Here is a 24,948-nt window from a genome sequence, read left to right on the forward strand (position 1 = left end):
CGTTCACGCAAAACTGGGGCACGCCGAGCGTCAAACAGTAGCCGAACCGTGACCTCTCACACTGTGAACTATACGCGCTTAGAGACCGCGCGTACGACTCCCCACACCCCGAGCCCGACCACAGCTGCGACCCCCGCAACCGACGCAGCGAACACGACGGGGCGCGATCGCTTCACCTCGGCCATGCGGCGACGCGCATCGTCGATCGCTTCGTCGACGCGTCGCGCGTAGTTGAGCTGGTGGGTGAGCTGACCAAGGGTGTCATAGAGCTCTGCCCGCGCTTTGGCGGCGTCGGCGATACCCTGCTGTTTCTCGTGCGCGTTCATCGCCAGTTCCCCTCACCATTGGCCTGCGGCATATCGCCGCGCGACGCTGCCGTGTCTGCTTCAGAGTTGACGCGCACCTGCGCGAGCGCCGCCGCGTCACCCTCGAGCCGCCCGAGCGTCTCGCCCGGCACCGGGTTGCCCCGCTTGATCAGCCACACGCCACCCGCGATCGCGGCCGCCGCCAGCAGCAGCAGCGCCGCTGCGACCGTGAGCGCTGCGAGCCACCACGGCCACACGAGCGCAAGCGCTGCGATAGCTGCGATCACGAGCGCCTCGAGCATAAAGAACACGAAGAACAGCGCAATGATGATCGCGCCAATACCGATTCCGGCTTTCTTGGCCTTCGAGACAATCTCGCGCTTTGCGTTCTCGTACTCAACCTTGGCGAGGTTGATGATCTGCTGTGGCAGCCGGGCCAGCAGTTCGAAGGTGCCCGGTTCACCCTTCTTGCGGCTCACGCGCCACCCGCCTCTGTCTCGGCGGGCTTCGCCTGCTCGGCGGGTTTCGCTGACTCGGCGGGCGTCGCCCGCGTCGCCGCAGCGCCCGGCTTCGCAGCCCCGCTATCTTGCATGAACGCGTTGAACGCACCCTTACCGGCGCGCGCCGCGGCAGCCTTCACCGCATCAACGCGCTCCTGTGCGGCCTCGCGCACGATGCCCACTCCGCGCTGCACCGGTGCCGTCTCCCAGACAGCCTGTGCACCGCGCTTGATCTGCGCGTAGCGTTCGCGCCCTGCTCGCGTGCCCAGCACGTAGCCAACCGCAGCGCCAAAAACGAATGCGACTTTGCCCTTCATAATGCCTCCCGCCAATGGCGTTTCGTGAGTTGCAGCCAGCCTACTCGCCCAGCCTCGGGCTCGCATGCCAACTACGGAATATGTACTTACTCGGCGATTCCTGTGAGTCTTCGGCGCAGCTGCACGCTGGCCTCACGCGCGTCACCGACAGCTTCGGCAAGGTCGCCCGCGTGCACACCGCGCCCGACGAGCAGTTGCCACGGGCTCGCATCGCGCCCCACGGCAATCTCTGCCGCGGCCGCGTCGCGCTCGGCGGCCTGCGACCACGGCGCGAGCCGCCACGACGACTGCGCCTGCGCGAGCGCTGACACCTGCCGCCGCACGGCATCCACGCTGCTCGCCTGCGCTGCGGTAGCCTCGCTGCGCGCGAGGCCGGCGGCCCCCGCGGGGCCCGCCGCCGTGACGCGCCAGTGATCCGGCGCGAGCTGCTCGTAGCGCACGGTCCAGTCACCCGCAGGGCCCTCGAGCGCTTCGATCGCTTCGATACCCGCTGCTCCGGATCCGCCCGAAGGATCCTCGAAAGCCGCAGCCGCGGCCTCAGCGAGATCGGCGGGCACTCCCGCAGCGCTACCGGCTACAGTCGCGGTAAGCACCTGCCGCCAGCGACCCTTCACCTGTGCGTCTTGAGCCACTCCGTCGTCACCCACCACGATGGCCGCCGCCTCAAATGCTTGCCCCTGCTCTTCTGTGACACGCCACCGCGGCTCACCGGCGTGGCCTCCGCTCGCGGCCGCATCAGTCTGTGCGGTAGGCAGCGGAGCGACCTCTACAACCTCGCCGCCAAACTGCACACCGTAGAGCGCAAGCCGCTCGAGCAGGGCGTCACGCAGCGCCGCCCAGCCGCCCGCGGGGGCTACCAGCGTCTCGCGCGCAACGTAGTCTTCCGCCGTCGCGAACACAGCCCCCGACAGCGACCCCGCGGTCGTGAGCGCGCCGTTGAGGCCCGGCGCTGCAATCGCTACGTCGAGCTCGCTGGCAGCGACGCCAAAGCGGTCTCGCACAAGCGGATCGACTACTCGGTCGAGCATCTGCTGCCCCATGCGGCTGCGCACGAGCGCCCCTAGTTTGGGGGTCTGGCCGATCGTGAGTACGGGGCGAATGCGGTCGACAGTGGCGCGCAGCGCGCCACGGCCTCCGAGCAGTGCGATCGAGTCGCTCGCCATCGGAACCGCGGGCAGGCCCCACACGTTCGTCGCGGGCAGTGGCAGCCAGCTTCCCGCCGCCCCGCGCAGCAGCGTGTGCGCGGGCGGCGTTGCGACAGGGGCGGCCGCCGGGAACCCGGCTGCTGTGACGGCATCCTTTTCGGGGTCGATGGGAGCAGCGACGTGCTCGAGCAGAGCGCGCAAGAGTCCCTCGGGGTCGCGCACGCCACGATCCGGAGTTGACGCAGCCGCAGCATCGCCCAAAGCCAGCGAGCCATCGCCCGAAGCCAGCGAGCCTGCCGCCTCGGCAGGACTCACGGGCGCGGGCCCTGCGTGCGGGGCGACGCGCACGCGCAGCCCCACCTCGGCGAGCTCGAGGGCGGCGGCGAGTTCGGGGATCCCGTGGCCTAAAACGTAGGCGTCAAGCATGGTGAGTTCCGTTCTGTGACGAGGTGGCGGCGACGGGCACCTGCACCTTGATCAGGTCGATGCGTTCGCGGCCGTGCCCGCCCTTGGTAAAGATGCGCACGGTGAGCCAGATAAACAGGGCAAGGCCCGCCACCTCACCGATGACCCCGCCGGGGCCACCGCTCGCTTCGGTCTGCGCGGTTGAGCCGGCGAGACCCGAGGCCATGAACCCAAACGCGATGATGTTGTTGACGATGTGAATTGCCATCGCGGCCTCGAGGCCACCGGTGCGCCAGGTGAGCCACGCGGCGACGCCGCCCATCAAACCGACAGCGGCGAGACCCCAGATGTCGTAGATGTGCGCGAGCGCGAAGCCGATCGACGGCAGCAAGATGGCGAGCCACGGCGTTTTGACCCACGCGCCCAGCACCTGCATGAACAGGCCACGAAACACGACCTCCTCGGCCGTCGCCTGAAACGGCACGAGCAGCACAACGAGCGCCATCGAAATGGCGGCCATCTGCCAGCTGTAGGAGTCGGGCAGCCCGACGTCTGCCGCCCCCGCGACGGGCGGTTCAAGCGCCAAGCCCGCAGCGATGCCCACTACGTTCATCGCGATCACCGAGAGCACGGCAGCCCCCATTAGCCTGCCCAGCAGCCCCCAGCGCAGGCGCCCTGCCACCGACCAAATGCGGCCCACCGGCTTCATGCCGAGGGTGAGCATGCCGAGAGTGACGGCTGGAATCATCACGATGATCGAAGCCATCGCAATGAACACCGAGACCGGCCGCTGCGTGTCGAGCACCGCGTCGGGGTTTGCGACGATGTCGTCGAGGTAGGTCGGGTCGAACGCGAAGATCAGCGGCAGCGACAGCAGCACCACCGCGACACTAAACACGCCGAAGTAGACGCCCGACACGATCAGCAGCACAAGCGGCTTCCACCACCGGTAGTTCTCGATGCCGCGCAGCAGTCGGTGGTATTCGAGCGGCTCGGTCTCGCGGGTCTGCCACGTGAACCTTTGCGCCCAGGCCCACCGGGCCTGCTGGAGCCGCTCTACCTTTGGCGGCATCGGCGCCGCGGGCTGAAATGGCTGCGCGGCTGGCTGCTGAGGCTGCTGGGGCTGCTGGGCCTGCTGGGCCTGCTGGGCCTGCTGAGGCGCCGGATCGGGCTGGGCGGGCTGATGCTCGGGCGCCGGGTCTGCCGGAGTGCTGCTCGTCATAACGTCAATCTTCTCACCCGCATCAGGTGTAGCGGGTGAGAAGATCGGCGTGTGCCCGGTTCACGGGCGTGGCGTTACGCGTGGCGTTACGCGTGACGCAACGCGTGACGCAACGCGTGGCGTTACGCGCCGCGCAGGCGCTCTGCGAGGTAGGCGTACAGGTTTGCGACGGGCACGCGCTCCTGCTGCATGGTGTCGCGCTCGCGCACGGTGACCGCGTTATCGTCGAGCGAATCGAAGTCGACCGTGACGCAGAACGGCGTGCCGATCTCGTCCTGGCGACGGTAGCGGCGACCAATCGCGCCCGAGTCGTCGAAGTCGATGTTCCAGTCCTCGCGCAGGTCTGCGGCGAGCTCGCGCGCCATGGGCGAAAGCTTCTCGTTGCGGCTCAGCGGCAGCACGGCGACCTTGATGGGCGCGAGGCGGGGGTCCAGGCCCAGCACGGTGCGCTTATCGGTGCCGCCCTTCGCGTTGGGCACCTCTTCTTCACGGTACGCATCAACGAGAAACGCCATGACCGAGCGGGTCAGGCCCGCCGCGGGCTCAATGACGTACGGCGTGTAGCGCGCATCGTTGGTCTGGTCGAAGAAGTTCAGGTCTTTACCCGAGTGCTCCGAGTGCGTCTTGAGGTCGTAGTCGGTGCGGTTCGCGATGCCCTCAAGCTCGCCCCACTCGCTGCCGGTGAAGCCGAAGCGGTACTCGATGTCGGTCGTCTGCTTCGAGTAGTGCGACAGCTTCTCTTTCGGGTGATCGTAGAAGCGCAGGTTCTCGGGGTTGATGCCGAGGCCGGTGTACCAGGCCATGCGCTCGTCCATCCAGTACTGCTGCCACTCGTCGTCGGTGCCGGGCTCGACGAAGAACTCCATTTCCATCTGCTCGAACTCGCGGGTCCTAAAGATGAAGTTGCCGGGCGTGATTTCGTTTCTGAAGCTCTTGCCAATCTGGCCAATACCAAACGGAGGCTTCATACGCGACGCCTGCAGCACGTTCGAGAAGTTCACGAAGATGCCCTGCGCGGTCTCGGGGCGCAGGTAGTGCATGCCCTGCTCGTCGTCGACGGGACCGAGGTAGGTCTTCAAAAGGCCAGAGAAGGCGCGCGGTTCGGTCCACTGACCGCGAGTGCCGCAGTGCACGCAGACAATGTCGGCCATGCCGTTCTCGGGTACGCGGCCCTTCTTCTCTTCGTAGGCTTCGAGCAGGTGGTCTTCGCGCTGGCGCTTGTGGCAGCTCGTGCACTCCACGAGCGGGTCGCTAAACACCTCGACGTGGCCCGAGGCCTCCCACACCTTCTTTGGCAAGATGACGCTCGAGTCGATACCGACAACGTCATCTCGCTTCTGCACCATCGTCTTCCACCACTGGCGCTTGATGTTCTCTTTCAGCGCGGTGCCGAGCGGGCCGTAGTCCCACGCCGAGCGAGATCCACCGTAGATCTCACCCGCCTGAAACACGAAGCCGCGGTGGCGGGCGAGGGCGATGACCTTATCGAGGCGGGACTGTTCAGCCATGTGTTTTATCACTCCAAGGGGCAAGCGGGGATCTTGGGAACGCACGCCGAGACTTCGGCGCACTCCCGGTCAAGTCTACCCGCGCGCGCTCATGCCCCTGGGTATTAGCATGGAAGGCCCATGAGCACACCCATCGGCCGCATCCTGCTGCGCTTCGCACCCGCGATCTACGGCCCCACGGTGCTGTTCGCGGTGGGTGAGGGCGCCATCATTCCGGTGCTGCCGGTGCTGGCGACGCGGCTCGGGGCCGACGTCGCCCTCGCGACGCTCATCGCCGCGATGCTCGTGATCGGCCAGCTACTCGGCAATCTGCCCGCCGGATGGGCCGTCGCCCGCTTCGGCGAGCGCCGCTCGATGGCCGTATCGGGTGTGCTTGCGCTGGTGGGCACGGCGGGTGCAGCGCTTGCCCCCACCCTGTTTTTGCTCGCCCTTTCGACGCTCGTCATCGGCCTGAGCGCTGCCGTGTTTGGCCTCGCCCGGCACGCCTTCTTGACGATCCACGTGCCCGTGCAGATGCGGGCTCGAGCACTCGCTGTGCTCGCGGGCACCTTTCGCTTTGGTACGTTCACGGGCCCGTTCATCGCGGCGGGGCTGCTGGCGACAATGGGTAGCCCCGCATGGACCATGTGGTTCTTCGCGGGGTGCCTCGCGCTCACGATCGCGCTCGTTCTGATCGCGCGCGAGCCCGACATGCCGCCCCAGGCTCGGGGGCAGGCTGCCCCCGCGATGCTCGATCCGGATCACGCCTCGCCATCGCCGCAGCATCGCCCGCGCGCGAGCTCCGAGCAGGCAGCCGCCGTCGCGGGTGCGCCCGTCGGCCCCGAGCCTGACAGCCCAGAGCCCACGGGCGTGTTTGCGACGATGGTGCGCCACCGCGGGGTGCTCGTCAGGCTCGGGCTGTCGGCCGCGGCGCTCGCGGCGCTCAGGTCGGCGCGGCAGGTGCTGATTCCAGTGTGGGGCATTGCGATCGGCGCAGACGCCGGCACCATCGCGCTCGTCACCGGGATCTCGGGGGCGTGTGATTTCGCGCTGTTCTACGCGAGCGGGCAGATCACCGACCGCTTTGGCCGGTTGTGGGCGACGACGCCCGCGATGGTGTTGATGGGCGCAGGTCTCATCGTGCTCGCCTTCACCGCCGACCTGGCGAACGCGACGGGCTGGTGGCTGGCGATCGGCGCCGTGCTGGGCGTGGGCAACGGTCTCTCAAGCGGGCTGCTGCTCACCCTGGGCTCAGACCTCGCGCCGCGCGGCAACCCTGCCCCGTTCTTTGGCTCCTGGCACACGATCAGTGACGCGGGCGGCGCGGCAGCTCCGCTGATCATCGCGGGGGTAGCGGCCGTGTCGCTGCCCGCCGCGGCCGCCGTGATGGGCGCCGTGGGGCTGCTCGGTGCGGTTGGATTCTTGCGCTGGATCCCGCGCTACGTGCCGCGCCGCCGGTAGCGGCCGGTAGCGGCCGGTAGCGGCCGGTAGCGGCCGGTAGCCGGCGGTTGTCGGCGGTTGTCGGGCGGTATTCCCCGCCCGCCGGCCGCCGCCGAAAATATGCGCGACAATTTCCGTCTAAAGCCGGCCCTTAAACGGAAATAGTCGCGCATATTTGGACGGCGGCGATCCGGCGTGGATTCTGCGACTCCTCCGTCGCGCAGAATGACGAGGGGTGAGACCGTCGCGCAGAATGACGAGGGGTGAGACCATCGCGCAGAATGACGAGGGGACCTGCCCCACCCGTCATTCTGCGCGAAGCGAGCCTGCACACACCCCACCCGTCATTCTGCGCGAAGCGAGCCTGCGAGCGCAGTCGCAGAATCCAGAACCGAGAGCGGCTACTCGGCGACGAAGTACATGCGCTTGTTAGCGAACTCGCCGATGCCCAGTGGGCCCATCTCGCGGCCAAAGCCCGAGCGCTTCACGCCGCCGAAGGGAATTTCGGCGGCCTCAGCGGCGATCGTGTTGACGTGCGACATGCCCACCTCGAGACGCGAGGCGATGCGCGCTGCGCGTGCCTCATCGGTCGAGAACACCGAGCCGCCCAGGCCCAGTGCGCAGTCGTTCGCGAGTTCAAGCGCCTCTTCGTCGCTCGATACACGGTAGACCGTGGCGACGGGGCCGAAGATCTCTTCGCGGTACGACACCGAGTCGCGGGGCACGTCGACGAGCACGGTCGGCGAGTAGTACGCCGCCGGGCCCTCTGACAGCACGCCGCCCGCGAGCACGCGAGCGCCCTCTTCGACAGCCTTCTTGACCTGCGCGTCGACCGTTTCGGCCGCGGCGCGGGTCGACATCGGCACGTACTCGCCCTCGCTCAGGTTCAGCTGGTCGCCGGGTGTCAGGCCGTCAGCGAGCTTCACGAGCTCGGCCACGAACTCGTCGTAGATGTCGTCCATCACGATCATGCGCTTGTTCGAGTTGCACACCTGACCGACGTTGTAGGTACGAAACTCCCACGCGGTCTTTGCGATCTCGGCGACGTTGTCTGAGTCGAGTACGACCATCGCGTCGATGCCGCCGAGCTCAAGCACGGCCTTCTTCAGGTTCGCACCCGCCTGCGCGCCGATGATCGAGCCCGCACGCTCGGAGCCGGTGAGCGAGACGCCCTGCACACGGGGGTCTGCGATCATGGTGGCGATCTGGTCGTGCGAGGCAAACAGTGCCTGGTAGCCGCCGACGGGCACGCCTGCCTGCTCCATGATCTCTTGCATCACAAGGTTCGACTTCGCGCAGATGTCGGCGTGCTTGAGCAGAATCGTGTTGCCCAAGAGCAGGTTGGGGGCCGCGAAGCGTGCCACCTGGTAGTACGGAAAGTTCCAGGGCATGACGCCCAGCAGCGCGCCCACCGAGACGTGCTCGATGATGGCTTTGCCGGGGATCGTGCTGGGAATCTCGTAGTCGGTGATGAGCGCGGGGCCGTGCACCGCGTAGTACTCAATAATGTCGCGCGCAAACTCGACCTCGTCGATCGACTCTGCGATCGACTTGCCCATCTCGAGCGCGATGATGCCCGCAAGCTCGTCCTTGCGCTCCTCGAAAATCTCGGCGACGCGCTTTACGACCTGTGCGCGCTCCTGCACGCTGCGCTCGCGCCACTCGCGGTAGACGGCGTCAGAACTGGCAAGCGCCTGCTCGATCTGCGCGTCGGTAGCCTGTTCGAAGGTCTCGACAATCTCGCCCGTAGCGGGGTTTTGAACTCGATACTTCGCCATTGTTTATCGTTTCCTGTCTCAACTGTGACAGCGCACGGTCATCGTGGCTGCCCCTCTATCGTGACACCACAGGCTAAGAAATGGCAGTGCGAAAGCATCGTCGGGGCGTCGATTCGCTACGAATCCGTGCCTTAGTTGCCGAGATCAATGAGGTTTTCGGGGGTTTCGCCCGCCTTCAACCGTTCAATCTGGCGCACAATCAACGCAGACATGCGCGGCATCATCGCGTTCGAATCGCCGCCAACGTGCGGTGTCACAATGAGCCCCGGGCAGTCCCACAGCGGGTGCTCGGCGGGCAGCGGCTCGGGGTCTGTGACGTCGAGGGCCGCGCGCAACCTGCCTGAGTTCAGCTCGGCGATCAGCGCGTCGGTGTCGACAACCGGGCCGCGGGCCACGTTTACGACCAGCGCACCGTCGGGCAGCGCGGCGAGCTGCTCGGCGCCGACAAGCCCCTTCGTGTCATCGGTGAGCGGCACCCCAATGATCACGATGTCGGTGTCGCGCAGCCGCTCGGTGAGCTCGCTCAGTGGATACACGGGCACGAGCTCACCCGCGGGACCGGGTTGCTGGCGCGCCGAGCGCGCTACTCGGATCACCTCGACCTCGAAGCCCTGCAACCGGGCGTCAACCGCCTTACCCACCCCGCCGTAACCGAGGATCATCACGCGGCGATCGGCGAGGCTGGGGAGTGAGTGCAGCTGCCAAGTGCGCTTGTCGCCCTGGCGAATAAACGTGTCGAGCCCGCGCTGCGATGCGAGGGTGAGCGCGAGGGCGAGCTCAGCGGTCGATCCCTCGTGCACGGTGGCGGCGTTCGCGAACGGCAGCCCCGCGGGCAGGTGCCGCGCGACTCCGTTGTAGCCGATCGACTGCCACTGCACGAGACGCGCCTTAACGCTGCCGAGGTTCGCCAACCTGCGCGCGCCGCCCCAGTAGGGCGGCACAACGATATCGATGTGCGCCTCGGGGGCGGGGCCGTCGACATTCCACTCGATAAACCGCACTTCGGGCGACTCCCCCAGCCGCTGGTGCAGGGCCTCGACAAGGCTCGGATCGCTCGGCAGTGACACGACAAACTCGCTCATAAATTTGAGTCTACCGACCTGCTCTGTTGATCAGGTATTCTGGTGGTTATGGATACATCGAGTTTTCACCGTCTCCCCGAGAGCGTGCAGCGCCTCGTCACCGATGGTCTCGACAACGAGGTACAGGGTGGGCTTGAACGCCTCGACAAGGCTAAGAAGTCAGGCACGTTCTCAGAAGAGCAGGTCAACTCGCTCGAGGGCGACATTCGTCACGCGGCTGAGCTGCTCGGCCGCTTCACAACCGACTAGGTGACCTAAGACCCTTCGTTTTTCTACTCACCAGACCCCCTTGTCACGCGCTTTTAGCCCGTGATGAGGGGTTTTCTGTTACGATCCATCGCAGCTGTCTTCTGATTTGCCCTGCGTGGGCTGTGCGCCCTCGCTCTGACTGAGATGAGGATCTCGTGCACGCTGTCATTCGTTTCGAGCAGGTTCCACGGCGGCCGAGACCCACCCGTTCTGTCGCCGCGGTGTTCGGCGCCTGCGCGCTTCTCGCGCTCGGCCTGTCTGGGTGTGCACCCGAAAGCGTCACGGACGCGGCCCCCGGCGATCACCCCGAAACATCAGACGGTGCGAACACGCCGGCCACATACGAGATCGGCACTGCCACGTTCGCAGTGGGCGATGTCACGTTTACCGCTGACCTCGAGTCGTGCTCGCTGTACGACGGCAACGACGCCCTGTTTGGTGGGCCCGTACACGACGACGGTGGCGAGGTGATCGGATACCTAGACGGAGACTTCACCAACAGCTCTGGCGAGCTGAACGGAGAGGCGCGCATTGATCTCGGCGCCACGAGAAAGTTACAAAGCACCGACATGTTCGTGGCGATGGGCGCGCCCATGGGCCCGATCGACGTGACCGAGTTCACCAGCGACAACTTAGCGCTCACCGCCACAGCGTGGGACGATGAAGGCGCAGACCGAGGCACAGCCACCTTAAGCGTGCGCTGCGCCTAGCCTCGCAGCTCAAACCAACCGAGCTGCGAAGCCAGGAACGCGACGCCATCCTCGCGACGACGCCCGCATGCCGGGCGAAAGCTACCACGCGGGCATTACCGCACGGAATCTACCGCAGGGAATCTACCGAACGTCGATCTGGCCCGTGCGCCTGCGAATCTCGTCGGCGACCTGCTTGGCGTCGCCCTGCGGGGCGTCAGACTTACGGTCTGGGCGTGCCACAAACAGGTAAATGAACCCCAGCACCAACACCACGACCAGACCGATCAGCACGACGTGATCTGCAAAGAAATCACCCGATTCGCCGGGGGTCGCCAGCAGCACCATCGCGAAGATGCCATAGGCCAGAGCCACTACGTTGACCACGAAGCCCATGCCCCGCAGGTTGAACGGCCCCGCCGGTCGCCAGCCCTGGAACCGCTGCTTCAGGCTCGCAAACACGACCATCTGGAACGACAGGTAGATGCCGAGGATCGCAAACGACGTTACCGCCACCAGAATGCCATCGTTTACGTAAATCAGCACACAGATCAGCGCGGGCACCGTGCACGCGACGATGAGCGCGTTGGTGGGCACCTTCGTGGTCTCAGACACCTTCGACAACCAGGTGTGACCCGGCAGCATGCCGTCGCGTGCAAACGAGTACAGCAACCGGCTGGCGGCAGCCTGCAGGCTCAGCACACACGAAATGAACGCGAGCACCGCGACCACCAAGAACACCTTCGCGCCTGCCGCACCCAGCGTCGCCTCGAGGATCGCGGGGATCGGGTCGGCGACCTTACCATCGACAATATCTTGCAGGTTGGGGGCGGCAAGCACGTACCCACCAAACGAGAACAGCGCAGACACCGCGCCCACCAGAATCGTCATCATCATGGCCTTCGGAATACGACGAGCGGGGTCAGAAACCTCCTCGGCCACGTCGCCGCACGCCTCAAACCCGTAGAACAAGAACAGGCCGGCGAGCGCAGAGCCCATGAACACCGGCAAGTACGACCCGTCGCCCGCTTTGCCCATCGTGTCGAAGAACACCGAGAAGTCGTGCACCCGCTGAAAGAGCAGCAGGTACAAGCCCAACCCAATCACGCCAATCAGCTCTGCAAACAACCCGAGACGGGCGATCCGGGCCAGCCATTTGGTGCCCGTAAAGTTGATCGCGAGCGCGAGCAGCAGCAACCCGAGTGCGGTGAGCAGCGTCGAAAGAGGCGTGAGTTCGATGCCCAGCAGGCTCGTCACGAAACCGGCGCCGAACTCGGCGACCGACGTGATCGTGACGATCAGAGCCCAAATGTAGACCCACGCTGCCATCCATGCGTAGCGCCTGCCCCAGAGCCTGCGCGCCCACGGATAAATGCCGCCGTGAATGGGAAACTGCGACACGACCTCGCCAAATACGAGCGAGACGAGCAGCTGGCCGCAGGCAACGATCACGATCCACCAGATCGAGGGCGGGCCGCCCGTTGACAGCGCGACAGCAAGCAGCGAGTAGACGCCCACGAGGGGCGAAAGGTAGGTGAAGCCGAGCGCGAAGTTCGCCCACAGGCTCATTGAGCGGTCGAACTTGCCCTCATAGCCGAGAACGGCGAGGTGTTCATCATCGGCCAGATGGGCCGGTTTGGGGGTGTCAGACATGATCTTCCTTTCGGATCAGCGTTGATCCATGGGCACGCGACGTTGCGTGCTTTCGTCGAAAGCATAGTCCTAATGACGCGCGGTAGGCTCGTGTGGTGACTCGCGTACTTTTCTTTGAACCCCGGATCGCCGGCAACACCGGCAACGCCATACGCATGGCCGCGGGCAGCGGTGCCGAGCTGCACCTCGTGAGCCCGCTGTTCGACTTCGAAGACGCAAAACTCAAGCGCGCAGGCCTCGACTACCACGACCTCGCCGTCGTCACCGTGCACGACTCCTTCGACGCCGCGCTCGAGACGCTTGGGCCCGCGCGCATCTTCGCGTTCACTGCTCGCACCGATCGCCGCTACACCGATGTCGCCTACGAGCCGAGCGACGTGCTGCTATTTGGGCCAGAGCCGACCGGCCTCCCCGACGAAATTCTGCACCACCCTGCCATCACCGACTCACTGCGGGTGCCCATGGTGCCAGGTCGCCGCTCTATGAACCTCGCCAACTGTGCGGCCGTGGCCGTCTACGAGACCTGGCGCCAGCAGGGCTTTCCCGGAGCGCAGTAGGGCGGGCCGCGGGTCGCCGGTAGCTCTGCGCCCACCTCGCCGCTCCAACGCTCCAGCGCTCCAGCACCTGCAGTTTTACTTACGCACCGACCGGTACTCGCTCTGCGCCTGAGAGCACATCGCCCGATAGTTCGCCGATACGCACCGGGATCCGCAGTCCGTTGGAATAGGCACCCGCCACCGCCACAAGCATTCCCACTGAGGCGTCAGCGTGAATCTCAGCGGGCGCCACGGGTTCGCCCTCGGGAATCGCAGATGCCGCCGGCAGCACGGAAACCATCACAGATCTCGCGTTTCCTACAACGAGAAGATTCGAGTACCCACCGGTCCAGGCGATCCGAGCCAACACGTCACTGATGAGTTCGTCTTCGAATGCGACCATCAAGGGCTTCTCGCCGTTCAAACCTGTTACTTTCAGGTACTCATTCGACCCTGTTTGGGCAATGGTTTGCATAAATTCTGATGCGATCCGGTGCCTTTTAGACTCAGTGCTTTGCATTGCGCCAGCACCTCTCATTCTTCGCCGATTCGTCGAAAACTAGATCATATGCATCTTGCATGGTTGCTTCGACATCACTCTGGTCAAATATTATCCGAATAAGTTCACGCGTCTCAGGACGGGGGCAGAATCGATGTGCATGCACTTCCGCGTGGGCACAGTCCACCCGCATAATGGGATCCGTCTGACCTGAAGGCAAGAGGCCCTCGTGCTGCACTGAATAATCCACGACTCTGTTATTCATCGTGCGCTGCCGGTGACAGATGCGAGTCACGTCCGACAGCGGATACACCATCGGCGGCTCCTCAGGATCGCACTCATCTTTACGCGGAGGAGCCCAACGTGGTTCTTCTCTGGCTGCGTCAAAGACATTACGCGCTGCGCTCTTCGCCGACGATGCGCCGTACTTGCCCCTCCCCATGCCCACAGGGTACCTCCGTTTGGTCCACACTGGGATGCACGCAACTGCCTGTGGATAAGTCGAGCGGCAGGGTCGCCCACGACGAGTCGGCATCGAAACGACGAGTCGGCATGTTAAAAGCGTATTTTCGATGCCGTCTCGATATTTCGATGCCGACTCGTCGTTTCGGTACCGTCTCGTCGACACGGCAGCAAGCACGGCGACAAACACCGCCCACGAATCACAAAACCCCCGGGTCTAAGACCCGGGGGTGATATGTGGCGGATGCGAGATTCGAACTCACGTAGCTTGCGCGGCTGATTTACAGTCAGCTCCCTTTGGCCGCTCGGGCAATCCGCCTTTGTTCATGCGAACACGAACAAGAATAGACACTACCGTCTCGCATCCAAGAACGGAAATCGAGCGCGCCTCGGCGTGGCACACTGGCTTCATGAGCACCCCACGCCCCCAAAGCGCCACCGACCAGGCGCAGCTGCCCGCAGGCCTTACCCTGCGCACGGTCACGAGCTTCGACGACCTCAGCGCGCGCACGTTCCACGCGATCGCCCGCCTTCGCCAAGAGGTATTTGTGCTCGAGCAGAACTGCGTCTACCTCGACCTCGACGGCCGCGACACCGAGCCCGACACTGTGCAAATGTGGCTCGAGGGGCCGGCGGGCGAGGTCGCAAGCTCGGTGCGCGTGCTGTGCGAGCACCGAGACGAACCCGGCCTCGTGAGCATCGGTCGCGTCGTCACCGCGCCCGCCTGGCGCGGGCGGGGTGCGGCGGCCGCTCTCATGCGGGCCGCGGTGGCACGCTGCGGCGAGGCACCGATCCGGATCCATGCGCAGGCCCACCTCACCGCCTGGTACGCGCAGTTTGGGTTTCGACCCGTGGGTGACGTGTTCTTGGAAGATGATATTCCGCATCAAGAAATGCGGATCAGATAGCCGCTGCTAGTCGAGCCCGGGCACCGGCACGGCGACGCCGTGACGGTGCGCGCGGGCCGACACCGCCTGTTCGCGCACGAGCGCGAGTAGCTCGACGGGGCCCGCCATGGTCACGGGCTCGGCCCACATTGAGACGCGGTCACGCCCGCCAAACCATTCGGCGGTGCGCACCGCGTCGCCGCCGATGAGCCGCAGGCGCCTTGCAGCGCCAAGCCCCGACGCCGCGACACGCTCGAGCCAATCGTCGTCACGCTCAAGCGACACCTCGATGCCGAGCTTCTCGAGAAACTCGGCGAATTCCTGAGGCAGCACCTCTCCCGTCGAAATCGTCACGTCGGCCCGCACCAAAAGCGCCGCCGCGGTCACGCGCGCGAGTTCGACAATGGGTGCCCCCTCGGCGAGCCGAATCTGCGTGTCAACGGGGTGATAGCGCAACAGGTTGCGTTCGATGCCGAGGCCCGCGACGTCGCGATCGGGCGCGAACGTCGTGCGCCAGGTGAGCGAGTCGGCGAGGGCTGCACGGCGCAGCTCATCGAAATCGGTGTACGACATCGCGGGCTGCAGCACCTCGATGAGAGCCTTCACCTCTGGCTCGAGGCCGCGCAGATGCAGCGTGCTGCTGGGGGTTCCCTGTCGCAGCCGCCACGATCCCAGCGTCACGAGGCGGTTCGGGCCCGCGGCGAGCGCTGCGGTGCCCAGCGCTGCATCGTTCCATGCACCCACGGGTTGCCGCTCGACGCGCACGTCGCTCGTGGGCCGGTTCAGTGCGAGCGTCGCGGCTTCGGCACTGCCCTGCCACTGCTCGATCTCTCCCGCGGCGGTCGCCTGCAGGCCCGCGACCGCGCCTGTGCCGCTGTCATTTTGATGCCGGATCGCTTCTGTCAGCGTGTGCGCATGGGTGACGCTGATCACGGGCAGCCCCGGCAGCGCGTCAGCCGTTTGAGTCGCGGTGCGCTCGGCGTCGAGCCCGCGAGCGCCGAGACCGGTGCGCCCCGCACTGAGGCTGGCGCCGATACTGGTGGCGAGGCCTGCCAGGCGCACGCCTGGGCGCCACAGCTGGCCGCGTTCGTCGAGCTGCAGCGGTGGGAGTGCCCAAAGGTGTCCGCGGCCCGGCTCGGTGAGTGCGCGCAGCTGCGCGGGGGTGGCCGGCGCTGGCAGCGGGCCCACTTCGATCGCGATTGGGCACACCTCGATCTGGGAATCGATTTCGAGCGTCAGCGCCGTGCTGCGCGACGGGGTCGCATCGCGCTCATGCGCTCGGTCGTTTCTCGGCTCTGCGCCGGGTGAGACGCCGGTGTCGCCGATGCGCAGGGCTGCGACAGCGTCGGTGAGCGCCACCGTGAACCGGCGCACGCGCCCCACGCTGCCCACCACGATCACATTGTTTGCCCGGGCGAGCGGGGAGCCTTTGAATGCCGAGCTGACCACGTCTTCGACCGCGCTCGCCAGCTCGGCCGTTGGCGACACGATAATGCTGCCGCGTGCGAGAAATCTGCCGTCGATGCTGAGGTCTGGGCGGCGACGTGCGACCGCACGCGCGATGGTGCGATCGCCCAGCACGATCGCGCGGTCCACGTCGTGCGTAATCGCGAGGTCGATCGCGTGGTCGCCACCGCCATCGCCACCGTCGTCTGCGAGGCTCGCATTACCGTCAAGCTCCCGTACGGTGAGCGTCACACTCCCCGCAGGCAGCCCCGCCGCCGCCCACTCTTCAACGAGCGCCCGAGCCGCCCCCGCGAGCGCGGCGGGCGCACACCACAGCACGCCACTGCCCGCTCCCAGCGCGGCGAGCACGGCCTCGGCGTGCGCGGCAAGCCCCGCCCACGCATCGCCGGCGACGAGCGTGAGGTCACCCGGGGTGAATGTTGCTCCGCGTACGGCGGAGAGCCCCTCAGCTAGCTGCCCGGTGTAGCGTGCCGCATCGACGATGCGGCCGACCTCGGCGTCAATTTCGGGCACGGGCGCGCCCGTCTCGGCAACGAGTGTGCGCAGCAGTCGATCGCGCGCCGCTACGGCGCCGAGCGCGAGCCTGCGCAGGTGGATCGCTCGCTGACCGTGCCCGAGGGCACGCCACCGCGCTGAGCAGGCCAGCACCGACGTGCTCGGCGCTGACACGGCATGATCCTGCGCTCCGGGCGCAGGGGCGTTGGGAGCAACGGGCACACCGCGCTCGGGTGATTCGGCATGATCCGGATCGAACGCAGCAGCCGCGCCGCCCAGCTGCCGGGCCGCGGGTGCTGCCGTAGAGACGTCGTCACGGGCGAGCGCGACGAGCCTGCGCGCCCAGTCGCGGTTCTCGGTGAGCGAGGCGTCGGTGTCGGGCTCGTTCGCGAACCCCGTCTCTGACACGAATGGAATCGCACGGTTTGGTGCGACCTCAGTGAGTTCGACCTCGCCGGTTTCACCGCGGGTGAGCCCGAGCACCGCGGCGGTGAGTCCGCCGGTATCGAAGCGTGCGGGCTCGTCGGGGGCGCGGTAGAACAGCGCGCTGTCGAGCTCGGTCGGATCCCACTCGCGGCTGCGTGACTGGGTGCGGTGTGTCGACGCGGGGCCCTGGCCGGCGAGCGCCGCGGCCGCGCGAAGTACGCGTGCGGCCTCAGCTGCGTCACCAGGCCGAGTCGCGGTCTCGAGTGCGAGCGGTACGAGCAACTCGATCGCGCCGTCGTACTCGCGGGGGCGCACGACCGGCAGGCAGACCCGCACCTCTGGCAGCTCACCGGTCGCGGCTGCACCGGCTGCCGTGTGGCTAGCTGGCGCGGCGAACGCAGCGGCACTCGCGCCCGCAGCGGCGGGTTTCTCACCCACCAGCTGGGCCGCGAGCCCATCGGCCACGCCCGCCCGCAGCCTGATCGAATACAAGTGGCTCGCGCCGAGCTTGTGCGCGGCCGCCACGGTCGCTGCGACGATGAGTGGCTCTTCGGTGGCAATGACCGGCCGCAACGCGGCTGCACGTCCGGGGTGCAGCGCTAACTCTATGAGGTTCAAGACCTGTGCGGTGAGCGTCGGTTCGTCTTCGATCACGGGCACGGGCAACCCCGCGCGCACCGCTTCAATGCGTTCTCGCGCCGCCACGCCGCCGACACCGATCACGGCTTCGACGGGAGCCCCGCCGTCGGCTACGCGGCGCAGCGCCCAGCGGCTCACACGGCTGTAGAGCTCGCGCGACTCGGGCAGCTCGGCGAGAAATGCGGCCCCCACCTGCACCCGGTCAAGCTCTTGATCGGCGAGCGCGAGTTCAAGGATCTCGGGCACGAGCCGCGCCCAGCGCACGCTTGTCGGTTCGACGAGCACCGTCGTGTAGTGCTCGGCCGCGGCATCGAGCACGGGGCGCAGCGTGTGGGCGGCCTGGGCAACGTCTGCGTCTGCGCTCCAGTCGCTGCCACCCGGCACGAGTCTCGCCGGGTCGACGATCAAGTGTGTGACGCCGGGGGCTTTGGCGAAGGTCACCAGCCGTTCGACTTCACGGGCGACGCCAGCGGGGCCGAGCACGCGCTCCCCAATCGGGCGCACCACCGGCATGGTGCCAGACTCGGTGTGGCGGCGCAGCGCCTCGGTGAGCGTCGCCTGCGACTTCGACGACAGCACGATGTGCGACAGTCGGTCGCGCAGCCAGCGCTTGGCGACGGGCATCACGGCCCAGGGCAGACCGAGCGATACTTTGCCGCTCGCCTGTAATAGCAGCCGGCCTGGCGTCCGCATCGACGTAGGTGCCTCATGCGCGAGCTGTTTGAGTTCGAGCGCCGCCGACACGGCGTCTGCGTCGCCGAGCACGAGTTCGAGCAGGCGCCTCGTGAACTCGGCCGACGCGGGGTCGGCGCCAATGCCATGCAGGAGGCCAGTTTCGACGCCGCCCCACTCGGCCGCCCGCGCTTGGGCGCCAGCCACAAGATCGTCCCAGAACGGTTCGGCAGGAATCGAGACTGGGGGCATATGCCCACTGTATGACGCGCAGCCGCAAACCCGCTTGAGGCGCGCGTCGTTCCGAGCGCCCTCGCTAGGGGAACTACAAAATATGCGGGGGTAATTCTGCTTATGAACCAACCTAAAGCAGAATTACCCCCGCATATTTGCGCGAAGCTGGGCGAAGCTACGAGAAACTACGCGAAACTACGCGAGCAACGCGCGGTCGTCGAGCTGCGCACCCTTAATCTTTGCGAACTCGGCGAGCAGCAGTGGCACGGTGAGCGCCTTCTTCTGCTCGGCCGACGCCTCAAACACAATGCGCCCCTCGTGCATCATGATGAGGCGATTGCCGAGACGAATCGCCTGCTCCATGTTGTGCGTCACCATGAGCGTGGTGAGCCCGCCCGCCGTCACGATGCGGTCGGTGAGCTCGGTGACGAGCGCCGCGCGCTGCGGGTCGAGCGCCGCCGTATGCTCGTCGAGCAGCAGAATGCGCGGGTGCGTAAACCCGGCCATCAGCAGCGACAGCGCCTGCCGCTGACCGCCCGACAGCAGCCCCACTTTGGCGGTAAGCCGGTTCTCAAGCCCCAGCTCGAGCGTGGCGAGCTCCTCGGCAAACCGCTCGCGCAGCGGCTTCGACAGCGCAGGCCCCAGCCCCCGGCTCTTGCCGCGGCGCACCGCGAGCGCCAGGTTCTGCTCGATCGTCAGCTCGGGCGCTGTGCCCGCCATCGGATCCTGAAACACCCGCCCAATAAACTTCGCGCGCTGGTGCTCGCTGAGCCTATTAACCCGCGTGCCATCGATCTCGATCGTGCCCGCGTCGACCGAGTACCGCCCCGAAATCGCGTTCAAGAGCGTCGACTTGCCGGCGCCATTCGACCCGATAACGGTGACGAAATCTTTCTCCTCGAGCTTTAGGTCGAGGCCCGCGAGCGCGCGCCGCTCGTTAATTGTGCCCGGAAAAAACGTCTTCTCAATGTGATCAATGTTGAGCATGTCTCTACCTCTCGCTCGCACGATCGGGGGCGGCGGCAGGTGCTGCCGCAGCTTCCTGGGCCGTAAGTGCCGGATCCGGAGCTGCAGTCGCAGCCTGGGCCGTGCCGTTCTCAAACACGACACTGCCGCCGCGCCTGCCGAGCTTGGGGAGCTTGCGCAAGAAGCCCCAGCGCGGCAGCAGCAGCGCCGCCACCACGAGCACCGCGGTGACGAGCTTCATGTCGTTGGGGTCGAGCCCACCGCGCAGCGCGAAGAAGATGATGAGGCGGTAGAGCACCGCGCCCAGCACGACGGCGAGCGTCGCGACCCAGATGAAGCGCTGGCCGAAGATGGCCTGGCCGAGGATCACCGAGGCGAGGCCGACGAGAATCAGGCCGACGCCCATGCTGATGTCCGAGAAGCCCTGGTACTGGGCGACGAGCGCGCCGCAGCCGCTCACGAGCGCGTTCGACAGCGCCAGCGTAAGAATCTTGGTGCCGTCGGTGCTGACGCCGAAGCTGCGAATCATCGGGCCGTTGTCGCCGGTGGCCTGGATCGCGAGGCCCAGGTTCGTCGACAGGAACCAGTCGACGACGAGCTTGAGCACGAGCACGCCCGCCGCGATGATCGCGACGCCGCCCCAGGTGCCGAGTAGTCCAGCGTCGCGCAGCGGCGTGAACACGGTGTCGGCGCGCAAAAGTGGCAGGTTTGCGGCGACCGCGGAGTTCTCTTTCACCGTGCCCATGATGCGCAGGTTGATCGACCACAGGGCGATCATCGTGAGAATACCGGCGAGCAGACCGTCGATCTTGCCCTTCGTGTGCAACAGGCCCGTGACGGCGCCCGCGACAAGCCCCACCGCGGCACCCGCGAGCGTAGCGAGCACGGGGCTCTGGCCGGCCGTGATGAGCGCGGCGGCCGTTGCCGCGCCGGTCGTAAAGCTACCGTCGACCGTGAGGTCTGGAAAGTTGAGCACCCTGAAGGTGAGATAGACGCCGAGCGCCATCACTCCATAGATGAGGCCTAGTTCAAGCGCACCGATCATGCGTGTATGTGTTCCTTGCGTTCATTCGCGTTACTGCTTGGATAACAGGGCAGGTGCCCGGTCTGGCGATTGCGTTCGACCGGGCACCTGCACTCTACCGCGTGGATTACCAGGCGGGTTGGGCTGTCGGGGTTACTCGACGATCGTGGCCTTGTCGAGAATCTCCTTGGGGATCTCGACGCCCATGCGCTCCGCAGCGGCCGGGTTCACGACGTAGCTGAGCTCGCTCGGGGTCTCGACCGGCGTGGTTGCCGGGTCTGCGCCCTCGAGCACGCGAATCGCCATCTCGCCGGTCTGCTTGCCGAGCTTCGTGTAGTCGATGCCGTAGGTCGCGACCGCGCCGCCCTCGACGGTGCCGGGCTCAGCGCCAATCACGGGCGTCTTCGTCTTCTCTGCCACCTGCACGAGCGAAGCGATACCGTTCACGACCATGTTGTCGGTGGGCACGTAGATCGCGTCGACGTCACCGAGTGCCTCGGTCGCCTGCGCAATGTCGTTTGCCGTGGTGACCGTCTTCGTGACGATCTTCAGGTCGAGCTCCTTCGCGACCTCTTCGGCCGCCTTCACCTGCACCTCAGAGTTCACCTCGCCCGAGGCGTACACAATGCCCACGGTCTTGGCGTCGGGGTTGAGCTCTTTCACGAGCTCGAGCTGAATTTTGAGCGCGTCGGCGGGCACCGCGTCGACCGTGCCGGTGACGTTGGCGCCGGGCTTCTCGTTTGAGTCAACGAGCTCTGCAGCAACCGCGTCGGTGACGGCGGTAAAGAGCACCGGCTTGTCGAGGATCGCCTGCGCGGCAGCCTGCGCGGCAGGCGTTGCCACGGCGAGCACGAGGTCTGCGTCAGACGAAGCAAAACTCTGCGCGATCGTGACCGCGGTCGACTGCTCACCGTTGGCGTTCTGCAGGTCGAAGTTGACCGTCTCGCCCTCGACATAGCCCGCGTCAATGAACGCCTGCTTGAAGCCCTCGGTTGCCGCGTCAAGCGCGGGGTGCGGTGCGAGCTGGCTAATGCCAATGTTGACCGTCTCGACGGCGTTGCCGCCGGCGTCTCCCTTGGAGTCGGCGGGGGCCGACGAGCAGGCGGTCAGTGTGAGGGCTGCAGCCGCGGCGATACCCGCGAAGGCAAGCGCGCGGCGGCGAAACGAGGTCTGGCGCATGTGCTATCGAATCCTTACGATGCTGGCCGCGGCTGCTGTGCCGCGGCGATACGGGAAAACGGCGCAGCAATACGCCGTTTCCAGCATCGTAACTGGCGCGCGACCGTTTCACCCAAACGTGTGGCGGTTCGTGACCGAGCTGTTGCGGTTACGCCGCCCCGCCAAACTCACCCGTCGACACAATGATCGCGCGCGCGAGCACCGCGTCACGCATCATGAACCCGAGCACGGCAGGAGTCGCCTGCGGGTCAATGTCGATGTGCGCCACGTCGAGCGCGTGCACCACAAACCAGTAGTGGTGCACCCCCGTGTGCTCGGGCGGGCCTGCCCCGGTGAACGCCGGCTCGCGCATCTCGTTGGGCATCGTGATCGCCCCTTCAGGCAAGAGCTCGATGGCGCCCGCGGCGCCCGCACCCGCCGACAGCTCGGTGACGCTCGCCGGAATGTTCGCGACGGCCCAGTGCCAAAAGCCCGATCCCGTGGGAGCGTCGGGGTCGAACGCCGTGACCACGAAGCTCTTCGTCTCGGCCGGAAATCCCGACCACATCAGGTGCGGTGAGCGGTTCGCCCCGCCCGCGTAGTCGGCGTATACCTCGGCCGGCAGCGGTTCACCGTCTTGAATGTCGTCGCTTGTCAGCGTAAACCCGGGCACCTGCCGCATACCCGCGTAGGGGTTCAAGGCGCCGCGCCCCAGTGTCTCGTGTGCCATATTCGTTCCTCTCTCGTTATACTCATGAGCCTAGGCTTCGGCGCAATTTAGCGCCAGACAGGGGCAACATGGCTGGCACCACCGGATCAGAGCGCGCACGCGCGACCCTCGCGTACCTGCGCCGCAAGATCACCACCGGTGAGTGGGAGGTCGGCAGCCGGATCCCGATCGAACCAGCGCTCGCTGAGCAGACCGGCGTGGGTCGCTCGACCGTGCGCGAGGCGGTGCGGTCGCTGGCCTCGGTGGGCATGCTCGAGACGCTGCCGGGCCGCGGAACGTTCGTGCGCTCGGCGGCGCCCACGAGCGCGCTGCTCAACGAGTTCTTGAGCGACTTTTCACTCGAGGAAATTTTGAGCTATCGGCGCGCCCTCGAGATTGAGGCTGCCCAGCAGGCGTCGATTCACCGCACCGACGAAGACGTGCTGGCGCTCGAGCAGGCCGCCGCTGATGAGATCGGTTGCACCAGGTGCCCCGTGCTCGGCTTTGCGGGCGGCGAAGACAACGCCTTCGACAGCAAGTTTCACCGGCTCGTGTTTGACTCGGCCAAGAATCGACTGCTCTCGTCGCTGTACGCGGGCATCAACGATCAGCTGCGCACGCCCGAGCACCGCGGCCGCCTCGCGAATGTCGCCACCGGCGCCGAGATGGAGCGCGACCACGCCAGAGTACTCGACGCGATTCGTCGCCGCGATTTTATCGACGCGGTGCACGCGATGGTCGATCACGTCGACCACGACGTCGTGATCGTCAACGACCAGCACGAAGTGGTGCCGCCCCTCACCCGCACCCCCGAACAGCAGCAGCGCATCGAAGAGGCTTGGGAGGCACAGGAAGCCCAGGAGGCACAGGAGGCGCAAGAACCAGAGAAGGCGTAGCCCCTGGCAGCCTCTTCCCTCACACCGCGATCGCTCGATAACATGCAGTCATGTACCGCTGCGATCCGTGTGATCCCGAGGCGCCTGTCGCGCTGACGCCGCTGGGCCGCGTGCTGGGCACGTGGCACGAGGGAGCCGCAGTGTTTCGTGGCATTCCCTACGCGGTCGCACCGGTGGGGCCGCTCAGGTTCGCGGCGCCCATGCCGCGCGGGCCGTGGGCGGGCATTCTCGATGCGACCGCGTTTGGACCTACCCCGCAGCGCGGCGAATCGGGCATGACCCTCATCCCCGAGCACTCGATCGCGGGCGGCGATACGCTCAGCGTCAACGTGTGGACCCCGGCCCCCGACCCCGCGGCAAAGCTGCCCGTGGTCGTATGGATTCACGGCGGCGGCTTCATCTCGGGCTCCCCCGCGAGCCCCTGGTATGACGGCACCGCGTTCGCCCGCGACGGGGTCGTGCTCATCACGCTGTCATACCGGCTCGGGTTCACCGGCTTCGGCTGGATCCCCGGCGCGACGCCCAACCGTGGCGTGCTGGACTGGGTCGCCGCCCTCGAGTGGGTGCAGCAGAATATCGCCGCGTTTGGCGGCGATCCCGGGCGCGTGACCATCGCGGGCCAGTCGGCGGGCGGCGGCGCGGTGCTCACTCTGCTGGGGGTGCCCGCGGCGCGCGGCCTATTTCACGGCGGCTATGCCATGAGCGCGGCGATCGCTGACCCCTCGGTCAATGCCGCTCTCGAGCGCACACGGCGGCTCGCGAAGCTCGCTGGCGTGACTCCGGATCGCCGCGGGTTTGCCTCGTTATCTGAGGCGCGCATCCTAGAACTGCAGCCCCACATCACGTCACCCTCGGCGCCGCGGCTCGTGCGCGAGATTCACGGGCTCTTGCGTGACGGTCTGATGCTCGGGCCCGTCGCCGACGGCAGCACCGTCACCTGCCCCGTCGACGTGGCCGTCGCGCAGGGCCCGAGTGCCAGCGTTCCGCTCGTTCTCGGCACCGCCGACGGCGAGCTGCTGGGGCTGTTCAAACCAGGCACCGTGTTCGACCGGGTGCCACGTCGGGCCGCGCTGCGGGCGCTCGGCGCGTCAGCGCTCGTGGCCGACAGGTGGCTGGCCGATCCGCTCACACAATCGACTGCGAGCACCGTGGTGTTGCTCGGCCACTATGCCACAGACTCGGTGTTTCGTACGTGGGTGCCGCGCATCGCCGCCGCCCGCACCGCCCGCGCCGAGGCCGGTGCGACGTGGAGCTACCGGTTTGCCTGGCACGCAGACGAGCCGCCGCAGGCGGGGCACTGCATCGACGTGCCCTTCGTGTTCGACCGACTCGACGCACAGGGTGTTGCACGTGTAGCGGGCGAACACCCGCCCGAGCAGCTCGCACGAGCGGTGCACGGCGCACTCGTGCGCTTCGCACAGCATGGCGACCCGGGCTGGGCGCACGACGTCGGCGGGCAGGGCCCAAGTCGCGTATTCGACGTGCCCGTGCGTGACATGCCCGACGCCTATGCGGGAGCGCGCGCACTGATGCCCGCCGCGGTCGAGGCTTAGCCTTCGCCGACCGCTGGCCGCCGACCGCTGGCCGCTGGCCCCGACCCCTGTGC

At 66.7% G+C, this 24,948-nt stretch carries 23 protein-coding genes and 1 tRNA gene; 7 read left to right on the plus strand and 17 right to left on the minus strand.

Annotated features, from left to right (window positions below; translation table 11 throughout):
- Positions 1 to 68 precede the first annotated feature (68 nt).
- The 6 genes from ACXR2T_RS07805 to ACXR2T_RS07830 form a co-directional block, all read right to left on the minus strand.
- Complete coding sequence (locus ACXR2T_RS07805; RefSeq protein ID WP_458838834.1) at positions 69 to 326, minus strand: DUF3618 domain-containing protein; 258 nt, start codon at positions 324 to 326, stop codon at positions 69 to 71.
- Positions 323 to 784 carry a phage holin family protein gene (locus ACXR2T_RS07810; RefSeq protein ID WP_458838833.1) on the minus strand — a complete coding sequence of 154 codons (462 nt, stop codon included), beginning with the start codon at positions 782 to 784 and terminating at the stop codon, positions 323 to 325. The genes ACXR2T_RS07805 and ACXR2T_RS07810 overlap by 4 nt, the downstream gene beginning before the upstream one ends.
- Positions 781 to 1,122, minus strand: coding sequence for a YtxH domain-containing protein (locus ACXR2T_RS07815; protein WP_458838832.1), 342 nt, complete (start codon positions 1,120 to 1,122; stop codon positions 781 to 783). Before ACXR2T_RS07815 ends, ACXR2T_RS07810 begins: the two co-directional genes overlap by 4 nt.
- Positions 1,123 to 1,208: 86 nt before the next feature.
- Positions 1,209 to 2,693 (minus strand): hypothetical protein, encoded by a 1,485-nt coding sequence (locus ACXR2T_RS07820; RefSeq protein ID WP_458838831.1) that lies wholly within the window; start codon positions 2,691 to 2,693, stop codon positions 1,209 to 1,211.
- The gene (locus ACXR2T_RS07825) at positions 2,686 to 3,894 is read right to left on the minus strand and encodes a CPBP family intramembrane glutamic endopeptidase (RefSeq protein ID WP_458838830.1); all 1,209 of its coding nucleotides are present in this window, start codon (positions 3,892 to 3,894) and stop codon (positions 2,686 to 2,688) included. Before ACXR2T_RS07825 ends, ACXR2T_RS07820 begins: the two co-directional genes overlap by 8 nt.
- Before the next feature lie 122 nt (positions 3,895 to 4,016).
- Positions 4,017 to 5,402: a glycine--tRNA ligase gene (locus ACXR2T_RS07830; RefSeq protein ID WP_458838829.1), complete on the minus strand. Its 1,386-nt coding sequence runs from the start codon at positions 5,400 to 5,402 to the stop codon at positions 4,017 to 4,019.
- A 120-nt stretch (positions 5,403 to 5,522) separates the two neighbouring features.
- Between ACXR2T_RS07830 and ACXR2T_RS07835 the strand changes: the two genes are divergently transcribed.
- Positions 5,523 to 6,842: an MFS transporter gene (locus ACXR2T_RS07835; RefSeq protein ID WP_458838828.1), complete on the plus strand. Its 1,320-nt coding sequence runs from the start codon at positions 5,523 to 5,525 to the stop codon at positions 6,840 to 6,842.
- Between the two features lie 380 nt (positions 6,843 to 7,222).
- On the opposite strand, the gene ACXR2T_RS07840 is transcribed toward ACXR2T_RS07835, so the two are convergent.
- Together ACXR2T_RS07840 and ACXR2T_RS07845 are read right to left on the minus strand one after the other, a co-directional pair.
- On the minus strand, positions 7,223 to 8,599 hold the full coding sequence (locus ACXR2T_RS07840) for an NAD-dependent succinate-semialdehyde dehydrogenase (RefSeq protein WP_458838827.1): 1,377 nt from the start codon (positions 8,597 to 8,599) through the stop codon (positions 7,223 to 7,225).
- 131 nt (positions 8,600 to 8,730) lie between these two features.
- Positions 8,731 to 9,681 (minus strand): 2-hydroxyacid dehydrogenase, encoded by a 951-nt coding sequence (locus ACXR2T_RS07845; protein WP_458815876.1) that lies wholly within the window; start codon positions 9,679 to 9,681, stop codon positions 8,731 to 8,733.
- A gap of 48 nt (positions 9,682 to 9,729) precedes the next feature.
- On the opposite strand from ACXR2T_RS07845, the gene ACXR2T_RS07850 reads away from it, so the two are divergent.
- Complete coding sequence (locus tag ACXR2T_RS07850; RefSeq protein ID WP_458815874.1) at positions 9,730 to 9,930, plus strand: hypothetical protein; 201 nt, start codon at positions 9,730 to 9,732, stop codon at positions 9,928 to 9,930.
- A gap of 155 nt (positions 9,931 to 10,085) precedes the next feature.
- Positions 10,086 to 10,640, plus strand: coding sequence for a hypothetical protein (locus ACXR2T_RS07855; protein ID WP_458838826.1), 555 nt, complete (start codon positions 10,086 to 10,088; stop codon positions 10,638 to 10,640).
- Positions 10,641 to 10,763: 123 nt separating this feature from the next.
- Here the strand turns inward: ACXR2T_RS07855 and ACXR2T_RS07860 are convergent, their stop codons facing one another.
- Positions 10,764 to 12,272 carry an APC family permease gene (locus tag ACXR2T_RS07860; protein WP_458815870.1) on the minus strand — a complete coding sequence of 503 codons (1,509 nt, stop codon included), beginning with the start codon at positions 12,270 to 12,272 and terminating at the stop codon, positions 10,764 to 10,766.
- Between the two features lie 95 nt (positions 12,273 to 12,367).
- On the opposite strand from ACXR2T_RS07860, the gene ACXR2T_RS07865 reads away from it, so the two are divergent.
- The gene (locus ACXR2T_RS07865; RefSeq protein WP_458838825.1) at positions 12,368 to 12,829 is read left to right on the plus strand and encodes a tRNA (cytidine(34)-2'-O)-methyltransferase; all 462 of its coding nucleotides are present in this window, start codon (positions 12,368 to 12,370) and stop codon (positions 12,827 to 12,829) included.
- A gap of 79 nt (positions 12,830 to 12,908) precedes the next feature.
- On the opposite strand, the gene ACXR2T_RS07870 is transcribed toward ACXR2T_RS07865, so the two are convergent.
- The 3 genes from ACXR2T_RS07870 to ACXR2T_RS07880 all read right to left on the minus strand — a co-directional run bounded on the left by ACXR2T_RS07870 (position 12,909) and on the right by ACXR2T_RS07880 (position 14,088).
- Positions 12,909 to 13,211, minus strand: coding sequence for a hypothetical protein (locus ACXR2T_RS07870; protein WP_458838824.1), 303 nt, complete (start codon positions 13,209 to 13,211; stop codon positions 12,909 to 12,911).
- Between the two features lie 103 nt (positions 13,212 to 13,314).
- Positions 13,315 to 13,842, minus strand: coding sequence for a DUF7718 family protein (locus ACXR2T_RS07875; protein ID WP_489945506.1), 528 nt, complete (start codon positions 13,840 to 13,842; stop codon positions 13,315 to 13,317).
- A 165-nt stretch (positions 13,843 to 14,007) separates the two neighbouring features.
- A tRNA-Tyr gene (locus tag ACXR2T_RS07880) sits at positions 14,008 to 14,088 on the minus strand.
- Positions 14,089 to 14,179: 91 nt separating this feature from the next.
- Here ACXR2T_RS07880 and ACXR2T_RS07885 point away from each other — a divergent pair.
- Positions 14,180 to 14,677, plus strand: coding sequence for a GNAT family N-acetyltransferase (locus ACXR2T_RS07885; RefSeq protein WP_458838823.1), 498 nt, complete (start codon positions 14,180 to 14,182; stop codon positions 14,675 to 14,677).
- Between the two features lie 6 nt (positions 14,678 to 14,683).
- On the opposite strand, the gene ACXR2T_RS07890 is transcribed toward ACXR2T_RS07885, so the two are convergent.
- The 5 genes from ACXR2T_RS07890 to ACXR2T_RS07910 form a co-directional block, all read right to left on the minus strand.
- Positions 14,684 to 18,607, minus strand: coding sequence for an aldehyde dehydrogenase family protein (locus tag ACXR2T_RS07890; RefSeq protein WP_458838822.1), 3,924 nt, complete (start codon positions 18,605 to 18,607; stop codon positions 14,684 to 14,686).
- Positions 18,608 to 18,784: 177 nt separating this feature from the next.
- The gene (locus ACXR2T_RS07895; RefSeq protein ID WP_458815858.1) at positions 18,785 to 19,576 is read right to left on the minus strand and encodes an ABC transporter ATP-binding protein; all 792 of its coding nucleotides are present in this window, start codon (positions 19,574 to 19,576) and stop codon (positions 18,785 to 18,787) included.
- Positions 19,577 to 19,580: 4 nt separating this feature from the next.
- Positions 19,581 to 20,600: an ABC transporter permease gene (locus ACXR2T_RS07900; RefSeq protein WP_458815856.1), complete on the minus strand. Its 1,020-nt coding sequence runs from the start codon at positions 20,598 to 20,600 to the stop codon at positions 19,581 to 19,583.
- A gap of 132 nt (positions 20,601 to 20,732) precedes the next feature.
- Positions 20,733 to 21,758 carry an ABC transporter substrate-binding protein gene (locus ACXR2T_RS07905; RefSeq protein WP_458815854.1) on the minus strand — a complete coding sequence of 342 codons (1,026 nt, stop codon included), beginning with the start codon at positions 21,756 to 21,758 and terminating at the stop codon, positions 20,733 to 20,735.
- A gap of 148 nt (positions 21,759 to 21,906) precedes the next feature.
- On the minus strand, positions 21,907 to 22,467 hold the full coding sequence (locus ACXR2T_RS07910) for a YbhB/YbcL family Raf kinase inhibitor-like protein (protein ID WP_458838821.1): 561 nt from the start codon (positions 22,465 to 22,467) through the stop codon (positions 21,907 to 21,909).
- Positions 22,468 to 22,535: 68 nt separating this feature from the next.
- Between ACXR2T_RS07910 and ACXR2T_RS07915 the strand changes: the two genes are divergently transcribed.
- Entirely contained in the window at positions 22,536 to 23,342 is an 807-nt protein-coding gene (locus ACXR2T_RS07915) for a FadR/GntR family transcriptional regulator (RefSeq protein WP_458838820.1), read from the plus strand.
- A gap of 50 nt (positions 23,343 to 23,392) precedes the next feature.
- Positions 23,393 to 24,895 carry a carboxylesterase/lipase family protein gene (locus tag ACXR2T_RS07920; RefSeq protein WP_458838819.1) on the plus strand — a complete coding sequence of 501 codons (1,503 nt, stop codon included), beginning with the start codon at positions 23,393 to 23,395 and terminating at the stop codon, positions 24,893 to 24,895.
- Positions 24,896 to 24,948 lie beyond the last annotated feature (53 nt).

Source organism: Leucobacter faecis (assembly GCF_054456635.2).

Excerpts from the sequence above, each read along its gene's own strand:
- ACXR2T_RS07895 (WP_458815858.1), bottom strand. The coding sequence starts at position 19,576 with ATGCTCAACATTGATCACATTGAGAAGACGTTTTTTCCGGGCACAATT.
- ACXR2T_RS07900 (WP_458815856.1), bottom strand. The coding sequence starts at position 20,600 with ATGATCGGTGCGCTTGAACTAGGCCTCATCTATGGAGTGATGGCGCTC.
- ACXR2T_RS07860 (WP_458815870.1), bottom strand. The coding sequence starts at position 12,272 with ATGTCTGACACCCCCAAACCGGCCCATCTGGCCGATGATGAACACCTC.
- ACXR2T_RS07905 (WP_458815854.1), bottom strand. The coding sequence starts at position 21,758 with ATGCGCCAGACCTCGTTTCGCCGCCGCGCGCTTGCCTTCGCGGGTATC.
- ACXR2T_RS07845 (WP_458815876.1), bottom strand. The coding sequence starts at position 9,681 with ATGAGCGAGTTTGTCGTGTCACTGCCGAGCGATCCGAGCCTTGTCGAG.
- ACXR2T_RS07870 (WP_458838824.1), bottom strand. The coding sequence starts at position 13,211 with ATGGTCGCATTCGAAGACGAACTCATCAGTGACGTGTTGGCTCGGATC.
- ACXR2T_RS07910 (WP_458838821.1), bottom strand. The coding sequence starts at position 22,467 with ATGGCACACGAGACACTGGGGCGCGGCGCCTTGAACCCCTACGCGGGT.
- ACXR2T_RS07885 (WP_458838823.1), top strand. The coding sequence starts at position 14,180 with ATGAGCACCCCACGCCCCCAAAGCGCCACCGACCAGGCGCAGCTGCCC.
- ACXR2T_RS07840 (WP_458838827.1), bottom strand. The coding sequence starts at position 8,599 with ATGGCGAAGTATCGAGTTCAAAACCCCGCTACGGGCGAGATTGTCGAG.
- ACXR2T_RS07915 (WP_458838820.1), top strand. The coding sequence starts at position 22,536 with ATGGCTGGCACCACCGGATCAGAGCGCGCACGCGCGACCCTCGCGTAC.
- ACXR2T_RS07850 (WP_458815874.1), top strand. The coding sequence starts at position 9,730 with ATGGATACATCGAGTTTTCACCGTCTCCCCGAGAGCGTGCAGCGCCTC.
- ACXR2T_RS07920 (WP_458838819.1), top strand. The coding sequence starts at position 23,393 with ATGTACCGCTGCGATCCGTGTGATCCCGAGGCGCCTGTCGCGCTGACG.
- ACXR2T_RS07830 (WP_458838829.1), bottom strand. The coding sequence starts at position 5,402 with ATGGCTGAACAGTCCCGCCTCGATAAGGTCATCGCCCTCGCCCGCCAC.
- ACXR2T_RS07815 (WP_458838832.1), bottom strand. The coding sequence starts at position 1,122 with ATGAAGGGCAAAGTCGCATTCGTTTTTGGCGCTGCGGTTGGCTACGTG.
- ACXR2T_RS07825 (WP_458838830.1), bottom strand. The coding sequence starts at position 3,894 with ATGACGAGCAGCACTCCGGCAGACCCGGCGCCCGAGCATCAGCCCGCC.
- ACXR2T_RS07835 (WP_458838828.1), top strand. The coding sequence starts at position 5,523 with ATGAGCACACCCATCGGCCGCATCCTGCTGCGCTTCGCACCCGCGATC.
- ACXR2T_RS07875 (WP_489945506.1), bottom strand. The coding sequence starts at position 13,842 with ATGCCGACTCGTCGTGGGCGACCCTGCCGCTCGACTTATCCACAGGCA.
- ACXR2T_RS07890 (WP_458838822.1), bottom strand. The coding sequence starts at position 18,607 with ATGCCCCCAGTCTCGATTCCTGCCGAACCGTTCTGGGACGATCTTGTG.
- ACXR2T_RS07820 (WP_458838831.1), bottom strand. The coding sequence starts at position 2,693 with ATGCTTGACGCCTACGTTTTAGGCCACGGGATCCCCGAACTCGCCGCC.
- ACXR2T_RS07805 (WP_458838834.1), bottom strand. The coding sequence starts at position 326 with ATGAACGCGCACGAGAAACAGCAGGGTATCGCCGACGCCGCCAAAGCG.